The organism is Coleofasciculus sp. A1-SPW-01 (assembly GCF_040217205.1).
Lineage (GTDB): Bacteria > Cyanobacteriota > Cyanobacteriia > Cyanobacteriales > Coleofasciculaceae > Coleofasciculus > Coleofasciculus chthonoplastes_A.
Genome location: NZ_JAVJNP010000204.1, coordinates 1 through 14,551, shown reverse-complemented (window position 1 = coordinate 14,551; position 14,551 = coordinate 1). Strand labels below are relative to the sequence as shown.

10 protein-coding genes are annotated in these 14,551 nt (G+C 45.3%); 5 read left to right on the top strand and 5 right to left on the bottom strand.

Annotated features, from left to right (window positions below; all coding sequences use genetic code 11):
* Positions 1 to 95: 95 nt before the first annotated feature.
* A complete protein-coding gene (locus RH949_RS29470; protein ID WP_446358201.1) occupies positions 96 to 1,871 on the top strand; it encodes an asparagine synthetase B family protein in 1,776 nt (591 codons plus the stop codon).
* Positions 1,872 to 2,092: 221 nt separating this feature from the next.
* On the opposite strand, the gene RH949_RS29465 is transcribed toward RH949_RS29470, so the two are convergent.
* Positions 2,093 to 2,434, bottom strand: a complete 342-nt coding sequence (locus tag RH949_RS29465) for a HepT-like ribonuclease domain-containing protein (protein ID WP_006104058.1) — start codon at positions 2,432 to 2,434, stop codon at positions 2,093 to 2,095.
* Positions 2,421 to 2,777, bottom strand: coding sequence for a nucleotidyltransferase family protein (locus RH949_RS29460; RefSeq protein ID WP_446358198.1), 357 nt, complete (start codon positions 2,775 to 2,777; stop codon positions 2,421 to 2,423). The genes RH949_RS29465 and RH949_RS29460 overlap by 14 nt, the downstream gene beginning before the upstream one ends.
* Positions 2,778 to 3,270: 493 nt before the next feature.
* On the opposite strand from RH949_RS29460, the gene RH949_RS29455 reads away from it, so the two are divergent.
* The 3 genes from RH949_RS29455 (at position 3,271) to RH949_RS29445 (ending at position 8,411) form a co-directional block, all read left to right on the top strand.
* A complete protein-coding gene (locus RH949_RS29455) occupies positions 3,271 to 5,442 on the top strand; it encodes a pentapeptide repeat-containing protein (protein WP_446358196.1) in 2,172 nt (723 codons plus the stop codon).
* Between the two features lie 314 nt (positions 5,443 to 5,756).
* Positions 5,757 to 6,932, top strand: coding sequence for a diaminopimelate decarboxylase family protein (locus tag RH949_RS29450; protein ID WP_446358194.1), 1,176 nt, complete (start codon positions 5,757 to 5,759; stop codon positions 6,930 to 6,932).
* Between the two features lie 201 nt (positions 6,933 to 7,133).
* Positions 7,134 to 8,411 carry an MFS transporter permease gene (locus RH949_RS29445; protein WP_446358192.1) on the top strand — a complete coding sequence of 426 codons (1,278 nt, stop codon included), beginning with the start codon at positions 7,134 to 7,136 and terminating at the stop codon, positions 8,409 to 8,411.
* A gap of 90 nt (positions 8,412 to 8,501) precedes the next feature.
* Here the strand turns inward: RH949_RS29445 and RH949_RS29440 are convergent, their stop codons facing one another.
* The 3 genes from RH949_RS29440 to RH949_RS29430 all read right to left on the bottom strand — a co-directional run bounded on the left by RH949_RS29440 (position 8,502) and on the right by RH949_RS29430 (position 13,434).
* Positions 8,502 to 8,927 (bottom strand): leucine-rich repeat domain-containing protein, encoded by a 426-nt coding sequence (locus RH949_RS29440; RefSeq protein ID WP_446358190.1) that lies wholly within the window; start codon positions 8,925 to 8,927, stop codon positions 8,502 to 8,504.
* 330 nt (positions 8,928 to 9,257) lie between these two features.
* On the bottom strand, positions 9,258 to 10,973 hold the full coding sequence (locus tag RH949_RS29435) for an asparagine synthetase B family protein (RefSeq protein WP_446358188.1): 1,716 nt from the start codon (positions 10,971 to 10,973) through the stop codon (positions 9,258 to 9,260).
* Between the two features lie 19 nt (positions 10,974 to 10,992).
* The gene (locus RH949_RS29430; protein WP_446358186.1) at positions 10,993 to 13,434 is read right to left on the bottom strand and encodes a putative PEP-binding protein; all 2,442 of its coding nucleotides are present in this window, start codon (positions 13,432 to 13,434) and stop codon (positions 10,993 to 10,995) included.
* 346 nt (positions 13,435 to 13,780) lie between these two features.
* Between RH949_RS29430 and RH949_RS29425 the strand changes: the two genes are divergently transcribed.
* The gene (locus RH949_RS29425; protein ID WP_006104027.1) at positions 13,781 to 14,224 is read left to right on the top strand and encodes a SufE family protein; all 444 of its coding nucleotides are present in this window, start codon (positions 13,781 to 13,783) and stop codon (positions 14,222 to 14,224) included.
* The last annotated feature ends 327 nt before the right edge of the window (positions 14,225 to 14,551 follow it).

Here is a 14,551-nt window from a genome sequence, read left to right as displayed (position 1 = left end):
TAATTCATCTTGCTTCGGTGTGCCATACAACTACGGTATATTAAAATGCGTATTTCAGCGCCATTTGACTTAAATTAATTCAAGATTCGATTATTGTGAGTAATCCCTATCAATTTATCGGCTATTGGGGTATAAATTTACCCGATCAACTCGAAGCGACGTTAACCAAACTTCTCGTCGTCGCGACAGGTTTGGAAACATCGAATAAATCAAAAAAAATCATCAATAAACTGCCTGAAAAATATGCTTTAAATGGGCAGGTTGGTTATATTGGCAGTAATCCTCCTTCTTCCTTCACTAATAAAGACGGTATCATCGCCGCGTTATCCGCCTCTGGTTTTAACGACTCAGCCGATGCTTGGGTTAAGGTAGAAAATAATCACTTAATTTTAGGACGCGAACCCTTTGGACGGGTTCCTCTCTATTGGACAAAACAGGGAAAGGTTATCTGGTTTGCGTCTAGGTTGCAGCTATTATTACCGCTGCTTAAAACACCAGAGGTGAATAATCATGGGTTGTATGGATATAGTTGTTTTTCTTATGTTCCCACACCATTGACTCCAGTAGCCAATATATTTTCCGTAGCCGCCGGAACGCTGGAAAATTGGCAAATTTCATCTCAACATGACTTCACTCATACCACCCAGCGTTATTATCAATGGCAATCCGCCTCTGTGTTAATTCATGATGAAGATGAAGCCATCTCCCAACTGCAAATCCGGTTAAAAAATGCCGTTCATCGACAACTGGAAAACTTACCCCGTGAACCTGTTGGCGTTTTTCTGTCTGGCGGGTTAGATTCATCTACAATAGCGGCATTATTAGTGCAAGCGGGAGTCAAGGTTAAAGCCTACAGTTTAGATTTTGGGTTAGCGGGTGTCTCGGAATTGCCCTATGCGGAACAGGTTGCTGACTATCTGAATATTCCCCTGGTTAAAGTTGATGCGACACCTCGCCGGATTAAGCAAGCGATTCAAGCGACAGCCACGGCGTTAGATTTACCCTTTGGGGATGGGGTAACGGTTCCTTTATATCTGTTGTGTCAAGCCGCCAGTCAAGAGACAGAGGTTATTTTTAATGGGGAAGGGGGCGACCAACTTTTTGCTGGATGGACGAATAAACCAATTATTGCGGCTGGTGTTTATAATCAAGAACATCCCGGCGGAAATACAGAGTTTACCCAACAGTATTTGCGAACGTTTCATCGCCTCTGGGGATATGAGGAGCAAGTTTTTCAGGATCAGATAAACCAGGCGTTATCAGTGCAACCGGAACAATGGTTAGCAGAAGCTTTAGACGCTAAGTTTACCACTACACTCTTAGACCGATTACGTCGGGCGACGTTAATGTTAAAAGGCGCCCAAAATATCCACCCACGGGCGACTAACTTAGCATTCTCTCATGGATTGTGGGTGCGATCGCCCTTTTGTGACATTCCGTTATCAGAGTGGACATTTCAGATACCGGGGGAGTTCTACCTGCGAGGTGCTTGTGAAAAATATATCCTCAAACGTGCGGTGGAATCTTGGTTACCGCCAGAGGTGGTGTGGCGGGGAAAACGGGGGATGGGGGTGCCGTTAACGGCGTGGTGTTTCAATGAATTATGGTCTGAGGTAGGATATTGGTTAAATTCGGGTATTTTAGCAGCTGAAGGACGATGGCAACCGCAATTACCCCTGCAACTGATTAAAGGGGAATTTAGCGCCTATTTGCGAGGGCGACGAATTGGGGAAATTCTCTGGTTATTGTTGATGTGGCAAGTTTGGCGTAGGAGGGTGTTAAATGAAACGGTACCTGGGTATTCTGGGTTACATCCCTTTTGGTTACCGTCTCGGTTTTGGCGATGGTATTGGAAATGGCGGGATGAATGATGAATTGCCTATTACCTGTTCCCTTAGAAGGGCGGGTTTAGTTAAGTTATCGGTTGTGTCTAAAATGTTATCGGTAAAACCCGCCCCTACACCATGGCTTTAGACGCGCCATGGCACGTATTTATACCTCACACGGTCAGTCTTAAGTCAGGCATTGCCCACCAGTCTTAAGTCAGTGCCATTCTATTTAAGGTACTAAAAAATAGTACAACAGATTGCGACTACTCTGTCATTTCGGTGATGCTGGTTTGCATTTGTTGGAGGAGTTGGGGAATGTTGGTTTGAATGACTTCCCACAGAATTTTAAGATCAACTTCTTTGTACTCATGGACAACTCGGTTACGCATTCCTCGAATGGCATTAATCGGAATTTCTGGATGAGCCTGAGTGAATGCTGGAGATAGACGGTTCACCGCTTCGCCAATAATGATAATTTGATAGAGGACAGATGATTGAGTTTTTAGGTCTTGGGCAAAGGTTTGATAATCTAAGGTTTCGCAGAATTCCAAAATTAAGCGGCTGGCTCGAATCAAGTCCAGCAAAACCTCTCTATCTCTGTTCATAAATCACTTTCGAGTTTGCCAAAATATTCTGGCGACGTATTGGGTTATGACTTTGTTGAATGGCGGGCTTGGTGACGACATCAACGGGGCGGTTAAACAGTTGGCTCAGTTGTTGCTCAATAACATCGAGATCAAAAAATGTAATTCTAGCTGCTGCTGCGAATTCCACTAATACATCAATGTCGCTATCGGCATTAAAGTCTTCCCTTAAGATTGAGCCAAAGAGAGAAAGCTCTACAATCTGCCAGTGTTGACATAATTTTTTTAGGGATTCACCGGAAATCATTAGACCATGGGCAATAGGAATTTGATCAGTTAGGGTTGATGATCCTAAATAATTCATAGATCTTGATCAAGCTATAAAGTACAATGATAATCTACCTAATTAGGTTAGCTACGCCAGTAGTAGGATAAAGGACACTGTTTTCCGATAAGGGCGGGTTGAGTTAAGTTATGGGTTGTGTCTAAAATGTTATCGGTAAAACCCCCCCTACACCATTGCTTTAGACGCGCTATGGCACGTATTTATACCTCACACAGTCAGAGTCGAATAGCACTGAATTAAGCATGAGGAAATCGCCAAAACCTTGGATATGCTGTAGGGTGGGTTTCGACTTCGCTCAACCCACCAACCTTAAATCAGTGACATTCCAGTCAGAGTATGTCATTCTGAGTCCTGAGCGAAGCGAAGGAACTGAAGCGGAGTGAAGAATCTCACCAGATGCTTCGCTGCACTTTGTTTCATTCAGTATGAAAAAAGCTCAGGTTGTGACCACGAACAGTATACATTGCTTTCACCCCTGATTCCCTGTTCCCCGTTCCCTATTCCCTGAAAAATGAAAGCCAGTGAAGTTTTGAAGCGATACGCTGCTGGGAGACGCGATTTCAGTGGCGAAAACTTGAGAGGTCAATCGTTTAAAGGAAAAAACCTCTCTGGGGCAGATTTTAGTGAGGCGGATATCCGAGGGGCAAATTTTACTAAGGCTAAGTTGACGGGGGCGAACTTTAGCGGCGCTAAGGCGGGACTACAAAAGCGTTGGGTAGCAGTTTTGGTTATTAGTTCATGGATACTTGCAGGACTATCAGGAACTCTTTCAGGACTAGCAAGTGGTTTAGTCGCATTCATTGTTGATAGCAGTAGTATAAACAATGTTATTGGTGGCTCGGTGGCTTTGATAATGCTAGCAGTCTTCTTTATTATCGCTATCCGCAAGGGTTTTGTCGCTGGTTCTGTCGCTTTAGCTTTTGCTTTAGCTGTAGCTGGAGTTGTCAGTTTTGCTTTTGTTGTTGCTTTGGCTTTTGTTGTAGATACAGCCATAGCTGGAACTATAGCTGGAACTGTGGCTGGAGCTGTAACTGGAACTGTAGCTGGAGCTTTCACTGTAGCTTTAGCATTCGCTGTAACTGGAACTGTAGCTGGAATTTTTTCTACCAGTTTCGCTGTAGCTTGTGCTTTGATTTGTGCTTTTGCGGGAGCTTTTGCGGGAGTTGTTGCTTTTGCTTTTGCGGGAGCTTTTGCGAGAGCTTTCGCTGTCAGTTTCGCTGTAGCTTGTGCTATAGCTGTCGGTGGAACACTTCTCAGTGCCTACATTAGTTGGCGAGCCATTAAGGGGGATGAAAGAGAGGCTTGGATTCGGGGAGTGGCGATTGCCTTTGCTGCTACAGGTGGGACAAACTTTCGCCATGCTGACTTAACGGATGCAAACTTTACATCTGCAACACTCAAAAGTACCGACTTGAGGCAGGCTATTCTTACCCGTACTTGCTTTTATCAAACCCAAAAACTCGATCGCGTTCGCCCTGGCATGACCTATATTAAAGATGCTCAGGTGCGACAACTATTAATTACCCGCCAGGGACAAGCTCAAACCTTTGACCGCAAAAATCTGCGCGGTGTTAACTTACAAGGCGCTAACCTAGCCGATGCTAGTTTTATCGGCGCTGATTTAAGCGAAGCCAACTTACAAGATACTGATTTATCCAGAGCCAAACTCGTCCAAACCCAACTCGACTACACGGATTTAACCGGAGCTACATTAACAGGTGCTTGTATTGAAGATTGGGGTATCACTCCAGAAACCCAACTTAATGGTATTCAATGTGATTATGTCTTCATGCGCCTAGCCGATAACCTTGACCCCAATCCCCGCCGCAAACCAGACGATTGGAATAAAACCTTTGAAGATGGCGAATTTGCCGACTTCATCGCGCCCATGGTACAAACTCTTGACCTCTATCACAACAAAGTGGATGATCCCCGTTTAATTGCCATGGCGTTCCAACAGCTTAAAGAAACCCATCCTGACGCTGAACTAGATATTGTATCCATTGAAAAACGGGGAAAGCATCGCGATAAAGTGTTAATTCGTGCGGAAACGTCACCTCAGGCAAACCGTTCTGAACTGCATCACGACTATTTCACGACTTATAATGATTTGCAAGCCTTGTCCCCGGCGGCGCTACAACAACTGTTAGCGGAAAAAGATGGACAAGTTAAAATGCTGACAAGTTTAGTGGAAGCAGCAATTAAGCGTCCGAGTATTTCAGCCCAAACTTATTATAGTCAAGGAGATACGATGTCTGAAAGTAAAGGGAATATCAGCATAACCAGTGGAGATGGCAGTAAAATCAGTGGACTTGCAGGTGCAGGGGAAAGCATAACAGGTTCAGCCATTGGTGAAATTAGCGGTACTGTTAGTGTTGCCATCAATGAATTACCGGAGTCTCCCGAACCGGATAAACCGGGAATCAAAGAACTTTTGGCACAATTGCAAGCCGCGATTGAAGCGGAATCCAATTTAGATGAAGACGATAAAGCGGAGGCGTTAGAACAGGTAAAAATGTTAGCCGACGCGGGGAAAAATCCCCAGGAAAAGGGGAATCAGAAAATGGCGAAACGAGCCACGACGATGTTAAAAGGAATTATTGTCGGATTACCGACGGCGGCGACGTTGTTTGAAGCGTGGAATAAGTTGCAACCGTTGATTACAAAATTATTCGGTTTGTGAACTATAGTGGTTTCTCAGTGCTAATGGTACACCTAAATGTAGGAATGCTTCGCTTTTTTTGCACGGGGAAGAATAGAGGATGCGAGAGCTTTTGTTTCATGGGAGAAGGAGAACCCGGACTCTCTTGCTCCCCTCTCCCCAGGGTGGGAGAGGGGCTGGGGGTGAGGGGCACCATCCTTGCACCCTCACATCAGAACCAAGGGCGACCCGACAAAATTGATAGGAAAAGAGTTATTCATTAATGCAGGCGGGTCGCCCCTACAAGCGCCGACATTACCAATGACAAATAAATAATAACAAATGACCCATGACTCATGAATCATGACCAAGAATTACTGAATATCTACGGTTCACCCCTCTACGTGTATCAAGGCGATCGCATACGGGATACAATTCGTTATATCTCTTACGCTGTCCCCTATCCGCGCACTCGGTTCCAGTTTGCGAGTGTGACGAATGGTAATATTGCGTTGCTGCAAATCTTCCAGCAAGAGGGGTGGGGACTCCATGCAAACACCCCCGGAGATATCTATTTAGGCTTAAAGGCGGGATTTGCCCCGGATAAGATTGTTTACAGTGGCAGTAATTTAAATTATCCAGAAATGGAGCAAGTTCTCCACTGGGGAATTACCACCTTAAATTTAGATAGTATTTCCCAATTGGATTTATGCTGTCAAGTCTATCAGTCCTTAACCCCAAAATTACCCCGATTAAACTTAGGATTACGGTTAAATGTACCCGAATTAACTGGGGATAGCCGCATTGGAGTTAGACCCGAAGAATTCCCCGAAGCGCTGAAAATTACGCAATCAGCCGGATTAAAACTCAAGGGTATCCATTTTTATCGTGGAACCGGAACCAATGCTACCAAAGCCTTTACCCAAGTGATTGATTCCTTATGCGAGATTGGTCAACAATTACCGGATTGGGACTATTTAGACTTTGGCGGTGGATTTGGCTATCCTTATCAGGGGAATGGCGTCACCTTTGATTGGCAAGGATTTGGTCAGGCGATAACTCAGAAACTTGAGACAATCGGCAGACCTATAGACTTAATTATAGAACCTGGACGTGCCGCGATCGCAGGATGTGCGTCCTTGTTGGCAAAAGTCGTTTCTGTTAAGTGGCAAAACGGCAAACAAATCGTCGGCGTTGATACCACCGTGGCGAATTTATCCGTTCCTTCGGTACATGGTGGCTATCGAAAAATTGTCAGTTTTACCGATAACCAGGGTGAACAGTATCCCACCGATGTCTGTGGAAATACCACCTATTCACGGGATTACTTGGGACGCAATTGTCAACTCCCGGCGTTAAAGATTGGAGATGTTATCGCGATTCTCGACAGCGGTGCTTACGGATACGCCATGTCGTCCCATTTCTTACATCGTCCGCGTCCGGCTGAAGTGTTAGTCGAACAGGGGACTCACCGGTTGATTAGAAAACGGGAAGATTATAGTATTTTATTAAATAATCAGTTATTTGCTTAATTTCCCAGGTGCGTAGGGGCGCACTGACGTGCGCCCTTTACCTAATGTGCGCCTTAGTAAACCTCAAAATTATGTTTTTTTAACGCAGAGGGACGCAGAGGTTGACGCAGAGGTACGCAGAGGAATGGAGAGGAATGGAGAGTATGTGAGTTGATTTTTTAGCCAATTACAGAAATTATTAAAGATGAAAATTGCCTAATCATGAAATGTATTCAATGTAAAACTGATAATAACCTCAAAGACCGCACCACTAATCAAGGGCGATGTAAAAATTGTGGACATCTTTTTGTATTTGAACCCACAACTATGGGTCAAACCAAAATCACTGATCCATTTTTTGCCAAAGCCATCTCGGATCTCTCAGTAAACGGGACTCTATGCTTTACTCCCAAACAATTATACTATCTCATCAACAAGCGACTTAAACGCAAAATTAATAATCTGGCGCTGCAAATATTTGCCTTGATTTTGAGTTTAATTATACCTTACATCGGGATTCCGCTATGGATTTTTGCCTGTTACAGAATAAGTAATTCTGCCAGTACGCCTCGAAAAATCCGTAATCGCAATGCCCGATTTTTACAAGTTATTGGTGGATTTCTCCTCGCTTATGGAATTTTATCCCTTTTATTCTCTCCCATAGAGGGTAGTGGAAGTGATTGGCTGATTTTTTTTAAATTCGCTATCACTATTATTGTCGGGATGTTATCGTTCTATTTAGGAATTCGCCAGTTGCGTCGTCAAAGCACATTGTCCCAAAGTTTTTCCGTCACACCCAGTCAATTCCAAACTTGGTTAGAACGTTGGCAACAAATTAATGGTACAGTTGAGCCACTATTACCTCCTCCGAATCAGGAACGTTTACCCACATCCATTAATCCGGATATCACCGCTTATAGTTTTGACAGAGTTGTCGTTTGCGATAGTGCTACCATTGCTCAACTGCTGATTGCTAATAATTTTCACTTTGAAAATAACTGTGCGGTGCTAAGTATTACTGGGTATCCCCAAGGCATTTTTTCAACGGTATTAGACATGCTGAGACGCAATCCCGAATTAAAGGTTTACGCCCTACATAATGCCAGTCCTCATGGTATCACCCTGATTCATAACCTGCAAACAAGTTCCAATTGGTTTGCTGATAGTACCGTCACCATTTATGATTTAGGATTACTTCCCCGTCATGTCTTAAATAGTCGCAATCTTTTTATTCAATCCTCCCCACAGTCAGCAGAAGAGGCGGAACAATTAGGGTTAGTGGCACGACTAGACTTATCAGGTGAGGAATTTGCCTGGTTAAAATCCGGTAATTTTGTCGAGTTGGAATCATTTACACCGCAACGGCTATTACAGATAGTGACTCAAGGAATTAACCGGAGTCAAATTAGCACAGGGGGGAGAGATTCAGTATTTATAGATGTTGAGAGTGAGAGTAGTAGTAGTGATGTTTATTTAGTTGCATCCGACAGTTTTGGTTAAAAAATATACAGGAGTTACGCAAAATTCTACTTACATCAGGTAGGACTCCATTACGGATCAGTTGGGGTATTTGTAGGGATAGGCTTTCTCTCAAAATCGACAAACATCTGGGGGACTGACTGGGCAAGTTGGCTGTGCGATGGGATTGCCTTCAAGATTAAGCAAATTTAGATTGGTAAGTCCGAATAGAGGGCTGACATCTGTTATTTGGTTAAAACTGAGGTAAAGTTTACTTAGATTGGTAAATCCGGATAGAGGGCTAACATCTGTTATTTGGTTAGAACTAAGGTCAAGCTCAGTGCGACTCGACAAATAATCGTCAGCTTGTTCACAATCACTCGCACCTGCTTCTTCCAGTAGTACTTCGACCGTATTTCTTGGTTCATCTGACAAGCTCTCGCGCTTCAGACACCACTCTTTAAAAGAACTCCCCAGACTGGGTTCGGCAGCTATTGCCACCCCATATCCCCATCCCCATATACTTAAGTAGAGGGCAAGCGTGCTAATCCGTTTCATTTCCTAAAGTTGATACAGTAAACAAATAGGGTAATCGGCTCAAAATTAAAAATACTTTTTAAGTCTGACACAGTTTTATAGCAATAGACACATCGATTAGGACGTTCGGCACCATTGTAGAGACGCGCCATGGCGCGTCTGGAACATAAATGATGTGTCCTAACAGCCATGGCGGTTGCTATACCAAAATTGACTATCGTTCAAGCTAATTAATTGAAACAATGATGACAAAGAAACAAGCTATTGAATTTACAAATAAGTTTAGCTGGACTGCCAAAGATGCCGAGAGAGCATTTACTGAATTGAATTTTCAAAATGAACAATGACAATTTAATTAAGCCAATATTCTAAACTCACCAGCAACCAAAGTTTAACCCCATATCGTCTCCATGTATCTCCACGATACTCAATCCAATCGCGAATTAATGACTGATTCAAATACGGCGATATTGCCGATTTTTTGGACAACAACAATGCCTTGGTTTGTCGTTGCCAATAATGGCGGAACCAAAACTGCACTGGAACCATCATCCCGCTTTTGGGTCGCTGAATAATTTCCCTAGGTAAGATATCCGCAACCGCTTGCTTGAGAACGGCTTTCTCCTGATTCCCTGCCAGTTTATATTCCGGCGGAATCTCCATTGCCATTTGTACAATGCGCTGATCAAATAAAGGAGAACGCCCGTCTAATCCAGCGGAACAAGTCAGATTATTCACCTTGGTTAAAATATGATCCGCACCTTTAAATTTAATATTCAGTCCCATTAACCGATTCAAATACTGCGCCGAGGAAAACAGATCCGCCTCAAAGACAGATGGCACAGATTTAACCGCGTCCCATAGTTCAGGTTGAAACAACCTCGGCAAATCTGGAGCGCATTTTTTAAAGGAGTTCAAATAAGCCGCTACTAAATTAGGATTATTTTCCGGAGAACCATATAACTGCTTGAGTAACATGGGCTGATTTTTCGGTCCACCAAAACAGGGATCTCCCCCTTCGCCATTGAGAATAACGTTAACCATTTCCTTCGCCAGTTGCGCTAACAAATAATTGGGAACTGTTAACGGATCACCAATCGGATCATCCAACTGTGCCATAGTTATCGGTAATTGCTGCCACATCTGTTCTGGGGTAATTTCTAAGATATGGTGTTGCGTGTGGCAATGGTGGGCAACTAAATTGGAAAATTCTAATTCATTGGGACAATCTGCGCCAAAATGAATCGAGTAGGTATGAACCGGATGCTGATGAAACTTAGCGGCGAGTGCGGTGATGCAACTGGAATCTAATCCCCCCGATAAATAAACCCCCACCGGTTCATTGATGGGTAAGTACTCTTGAACCACTTGATCGAGGCGCGATCGCAACTGCTGAGAGTGCCATGCTAAACTTTGTTGAGGATGGGTAATTTGCTCTTGCGGTTGCCAGTAATCGTTGGGTTGTCCATCAGGTAACTGCAATACTGTACCCGGGCGCAATTCCCGCACCTGTTGCCAAAGGGTGCGTTCTCCAGGGACAAAAGCACAAGATAAATAATCCCGCAACGCCACTAAATCCAAGTCGGCTGAATGGTGGGGGCGCAGGGTTCTCAACCGAGGCGCAATCCAGCAAGAGGAACCCATAGTCGTATAATATAACGTCCGACCGCCGACGCGATCGCGCACCAACCACAACCTCTGACTCGGTTGATGCCAAATCGCTAGTCCAAATACCCCTTCCAGGTACTCTAAACAATCTTGTCCCCAGCGTTCCCACAGCAGCGCCACCAACGCTTGATCGGTTCCCCGCCACTCCCCAGGTTCAATTCCCACCTGTTGCAATAATCTGGCAGAATTACTTAACCAAATATCCCCCACCACCCCATACTCTCCTTGAGGACTAAAAGCGGGTTGAATCTGAGTTACCGCTAACTGGTTAGGAATCAAGAACGTACAATCAGGGGGTTCAGCGCCAAATTGCCCCCAGGCTAACAACCAACCTGGGTGAACCGAGGGAATGGGTTCCCTAACCTGTTGATCAGTTAATCGGGACAATAACCATCTCATATCCTATCCAGTTGAATCCTTACCCTTCTAATGAGCGCCGTGCAGCCTCTAAAAGTAACCGTTGTTCTGCGCGAGCGATCGCATGATAAGTCGCTTCCACATCACTGACATCCACAGAAATAGACTGAATCCCCCATTCCACCAAGGATTCCACTACTTCCGGATATTGGGCTGGGGCTTGACCACATATTGCACAAGGAATCCCCGCCCCCTTTGCCATATCGATCAACTGCTTAATCGCTCCCATGACGGCGGGATGGCGTCCATCTAACGTTGAACCTAACTCCCCCAAATTGCGATCGGCAGCTAATAACAATTGCGTCAGATCATTCGTACCAATCGAGATTCCCTGCACCCCCGCTTTCACATAATCCGGCAGTAAAAATAGTATCGATGGCACTTCTGCCATAATCCAAAGTTGAAAATGAGGATTATCCATTAATCCCGCTTGTTCCACCCGACGGCGACAAAAGACAAACTCTTCAACCGTCCGCACAAATGGCAACATTAACTGAACATTACTATACCCCTGAGCATAAAGTTGATGTAACGCCGCCAGTTCCAAATCAAAACTCGTCGGATCATGTAAATAACGATAAGTCCCCCGCCGCCCCAACATCGCATTCACCACCGATAAGGTTGAACCATTCACATTCGACGTATCCCCATGGATCAATTCCGCTTCACCCCAATCCAGGGAACGATAAAATACAGGTCGTGGCATCAACGCTGCTGCAAACTGCATGATCAATTGGGCTAGCCGGGTGATTAACTCCTGTTTGCGCCCCTGTCGCAACCATTCCTGGGGGGGTTGATTATTCAATACGTCCAAAATCATCAATTCTGATCGCAATAAGCCAATCCCATCAATGGGTAAATCCCGAATTCGTTCCAGAGACTGGGTTTGGCTGAGATTCACCAACAATTGAGTCGCGATCGGAAATCGGTTATACTGCCTCGGTGATGGGGCATCGGCAACGGTTTCCTGCTTCTCAATAGCGACATCTACGGCTTCTCCAAGCTGTTTAGCATCCCTGGCTAAACGTTGAATTTCGCCGCGATCGCCATCCACCAACAGTACCTCCCCCGTTTGTACCAATTGAGTAATCCCAGGGACATTAACCACCGCTGGAATCCCCAATTCTCTCGCCACAATTGCCGCATGAGACGTCATTCCCCCCTGTTCCGTCACCACCCCTGCGGCTTGTCTTAATATAGGTAGCCAATCGGGAGCAATCGTTTGAGTCACTAAAATTCGATCTGGGGGGATAGCCTGCCAATTTTGCTCCTCCCCAATCATCACTTGCGCCACGGCTGTTACTTGTCCAGACGCCGCCGATAATCCTCGCAGTGACTGAGGTTGGGAGGGGAATGATTCAGCAGAAGAAGTAGACTGAGGGCGAAATTGAGTCACGTATAGCTGAGGTTCTGTCGTGTTGGGAATTTTACAAAGAGTCCAGTCAAAAGAAAAGGGGGGATTGAATTGGGTTTGCAGTTTTCTGGATAACGCCATAATCTGTTGCCAAGCGTTATCGTCCAAAACAGACTGCTGCTGTTCTCCTTGATTGAGGGGATAAGCTTGCACGGCATTTCCTGTCGGTTCCGGGTTCAGCCGATAGGCGAGGGTTTTGTTTCCTGGTTGACTTAGCAAAAGTTGATCGGTGGGAATCGCGATTTGACAGGTATCCGGTAAGACTTTACCCTGAGTAATCGCTATCCCTAGTCCCCAGGTTGCTTGGATCTGACAGAAATCAGATTTCGCCTGGAGAACGCCAGAGGCTAAAGTGTCATAGATCGGTTGTACCAGAACCGCTAAATTAATCTGATCTAGTCCCATGCCAACCCGTTGCCAGTAAAATAAGCTTTTGGCTCGAAACAATTCTGCCCACACCTGCTTTAAAGTCTGGATCAGAGCATCCGGCTGTTTGCGGCAATAATGAGATGCTAAAAGTTCTGGAATCGGCGCAAACTCAGCCCAATCCTCGCGGTTAACCGGATGAGTAGACATCGGCGTCCGCGATCGCACCTCAGGAAATGACACAGATGGCTGTAAAATCAGGGCGGGGGCGTCTAGAGTTGCGGCTGCATCCAGAATCTGCGATCGCCAACCGTCTGATACAGTGGCAGAGGTAATCACTTGGCGAATATGTTGAGCAACCTGTTGCAACTGACGGGGATTATCAACATTCACGTACAACGAGGACTGCGGTAAATCGGCTAACAAGGGTTCTGATTGACTTAAATCAGCGATGACTTGCCAAAACGCGATCGCTGGAATCACAAAGCCGCGAATAACCGGATACCCTTGTTGCCCAAGTTGACTTAAGCCAAAGGCTTTCTCTCCCACCAGGGAACGTTGTGACGGTTGAATCTGATCCAGCCAGTAGAGATTGTCCACAATTTGCTTTGGAATACCACTCGTGGTTAAGTGATCTAGAATAACGGAAACTCGATTAGCCAACAGTGTTGAGTGCGTAGGGGCGGGTTTAGGGAATCTCTTGTCGCTATTGATGATAACGTTTGTGCAAAACCCGCCCTAACCAAGTGTGTAAGGGCGGGTTTCACTACTATCGTTTTTGACCTCACCCAGATGTATAGCAACCGCCATAGCGGTTAGGACACATCATTTATGTAGAGACGCGCCATGGCGCGTCTCTACAATGGTGCCGAAAGTCCTAATCGATGTGTCTACTGCTATAACTAAACCCGCCCTGACTAAGGATTGACTTCTGTTTTCTGGGTTGCATGAGTAGAATTGCATAAGTCTTGTTAGGATAAATGTGAACAGTAGGTCTTGAATACTGGGTATGTCATCAACCTCAACCCCTCTACCCGATTCCCTCGCCAAAATTGTGCAGCGATTTAAGCGACGGACGAATCCTAAACAACGGTATGAACAGCTTCTCTGGTATGCCAAGAAGCTTCAGGATATGCCAGAAGCAGACAAAACACCGGAAAATAAAGTCCAAGGCTGCGTTTCCCAGGTTTACATCACTGCCAACCTAGAAGACGGAAAGGTATGGTATCAAGGGGATTCAGATGCCCAGTTAGTCAAAGGGCTAGTGGCGCTGCTAATTGAAGGATTGAATGGACTCCCCCCAGAGGACATTGTGGACGTGTCCCCAGAGTTTATCCAAGAAACCGGGTTAAATGTCAGCTTAACCCCCTCTCGTGCCAATGGCTTCTACAATATTTTCCAGACGATGAAGAAAAAAGCCCTGGGATTCAAACTGGCGACGAATCCTAGTTAGGGATTGCTGAATAAGTGTTGTGGTGAGGGGGATGTCTATCTACTTCTCGACATTTTCCCCCTCATCCCCTAACCCCTTCTCCCACCGTGGGGAGAAGGGGGATCGGATTCTCTTACTCCCCTCTCCCGTGCAAAAAAAGCGAAGCATCCTTAGTCATCCCTCCTCGCAGGGGGGAACGAGGGGGGTTGGGAGAGCTGACAGGTGTAGGTTTTTTATTTAAGGGTGGAGACAAGACAAGGGGACAAGGAAGGAAAGAAGACAAGGGGGAAAAACCGTACAGAATTCGGTTCGGTCAAACTAACTTCTAAAAGCCGAAACGCCCTATTT

Bases quoted from the DNA above. Each gene is read 5' to 3' on its own strand.
- RH949_RS29465 (WP_006104058.1), bottom strand. From the start codon at position 2,434: ATGAACAGAGATAGAGAGGTTTTGCTGGACTTGATTCGAGCCAGCCGC.
- RH949_RS29460 (WP_446358198.1), bottom strand. From the start codon at position 2,777: ATGAATTATTTAGGATCATCAACCCTAACTGATCAAATTCCTATTGCC.
- RH949_RS29455 (WP_446358196.1), top strand. From the start codon at position 3,271: ATGAAAGCCAGTGAAGTTTTGAAGCGATACGCTGCTGGGAGACGCGAT.
- RH949_RS29450 (WP_446358194.1), top strand. From the start codon at position 5,757: ATGAATCATGACCAAGAATTACTGAATATCTACGGTTCACCCCTCTAC.
- RH949_RS29445 (WP_446358192.1), top strand. From the start codon at position 7,134: ATGAAATGTATTCAATGTAAAACTGATAATAACCTCAAAGACCGCACC.
- RH949_RS29440 (WP_446358190.1), bottom strand. From the start codon at position 8,927: ATGAAACGGATTAGCACGCTTGCCCTCTACTTAAGTATATGGGGATGG.
- RH949_RS29435 (WP_446358188.1), bottom strand. From the start codon at position 10,973: ATGAGATGGTTATTGTCCCGATTAACTGATCAACAGGTTAGGGAACCC.
- RH949_RS29425 (WP_006104027.1), top strand. From the start codon at position 13,781: ATGTCATCAACCTCAACCCCTCTACCCGATTCCCTCGCCAAAATTGTG.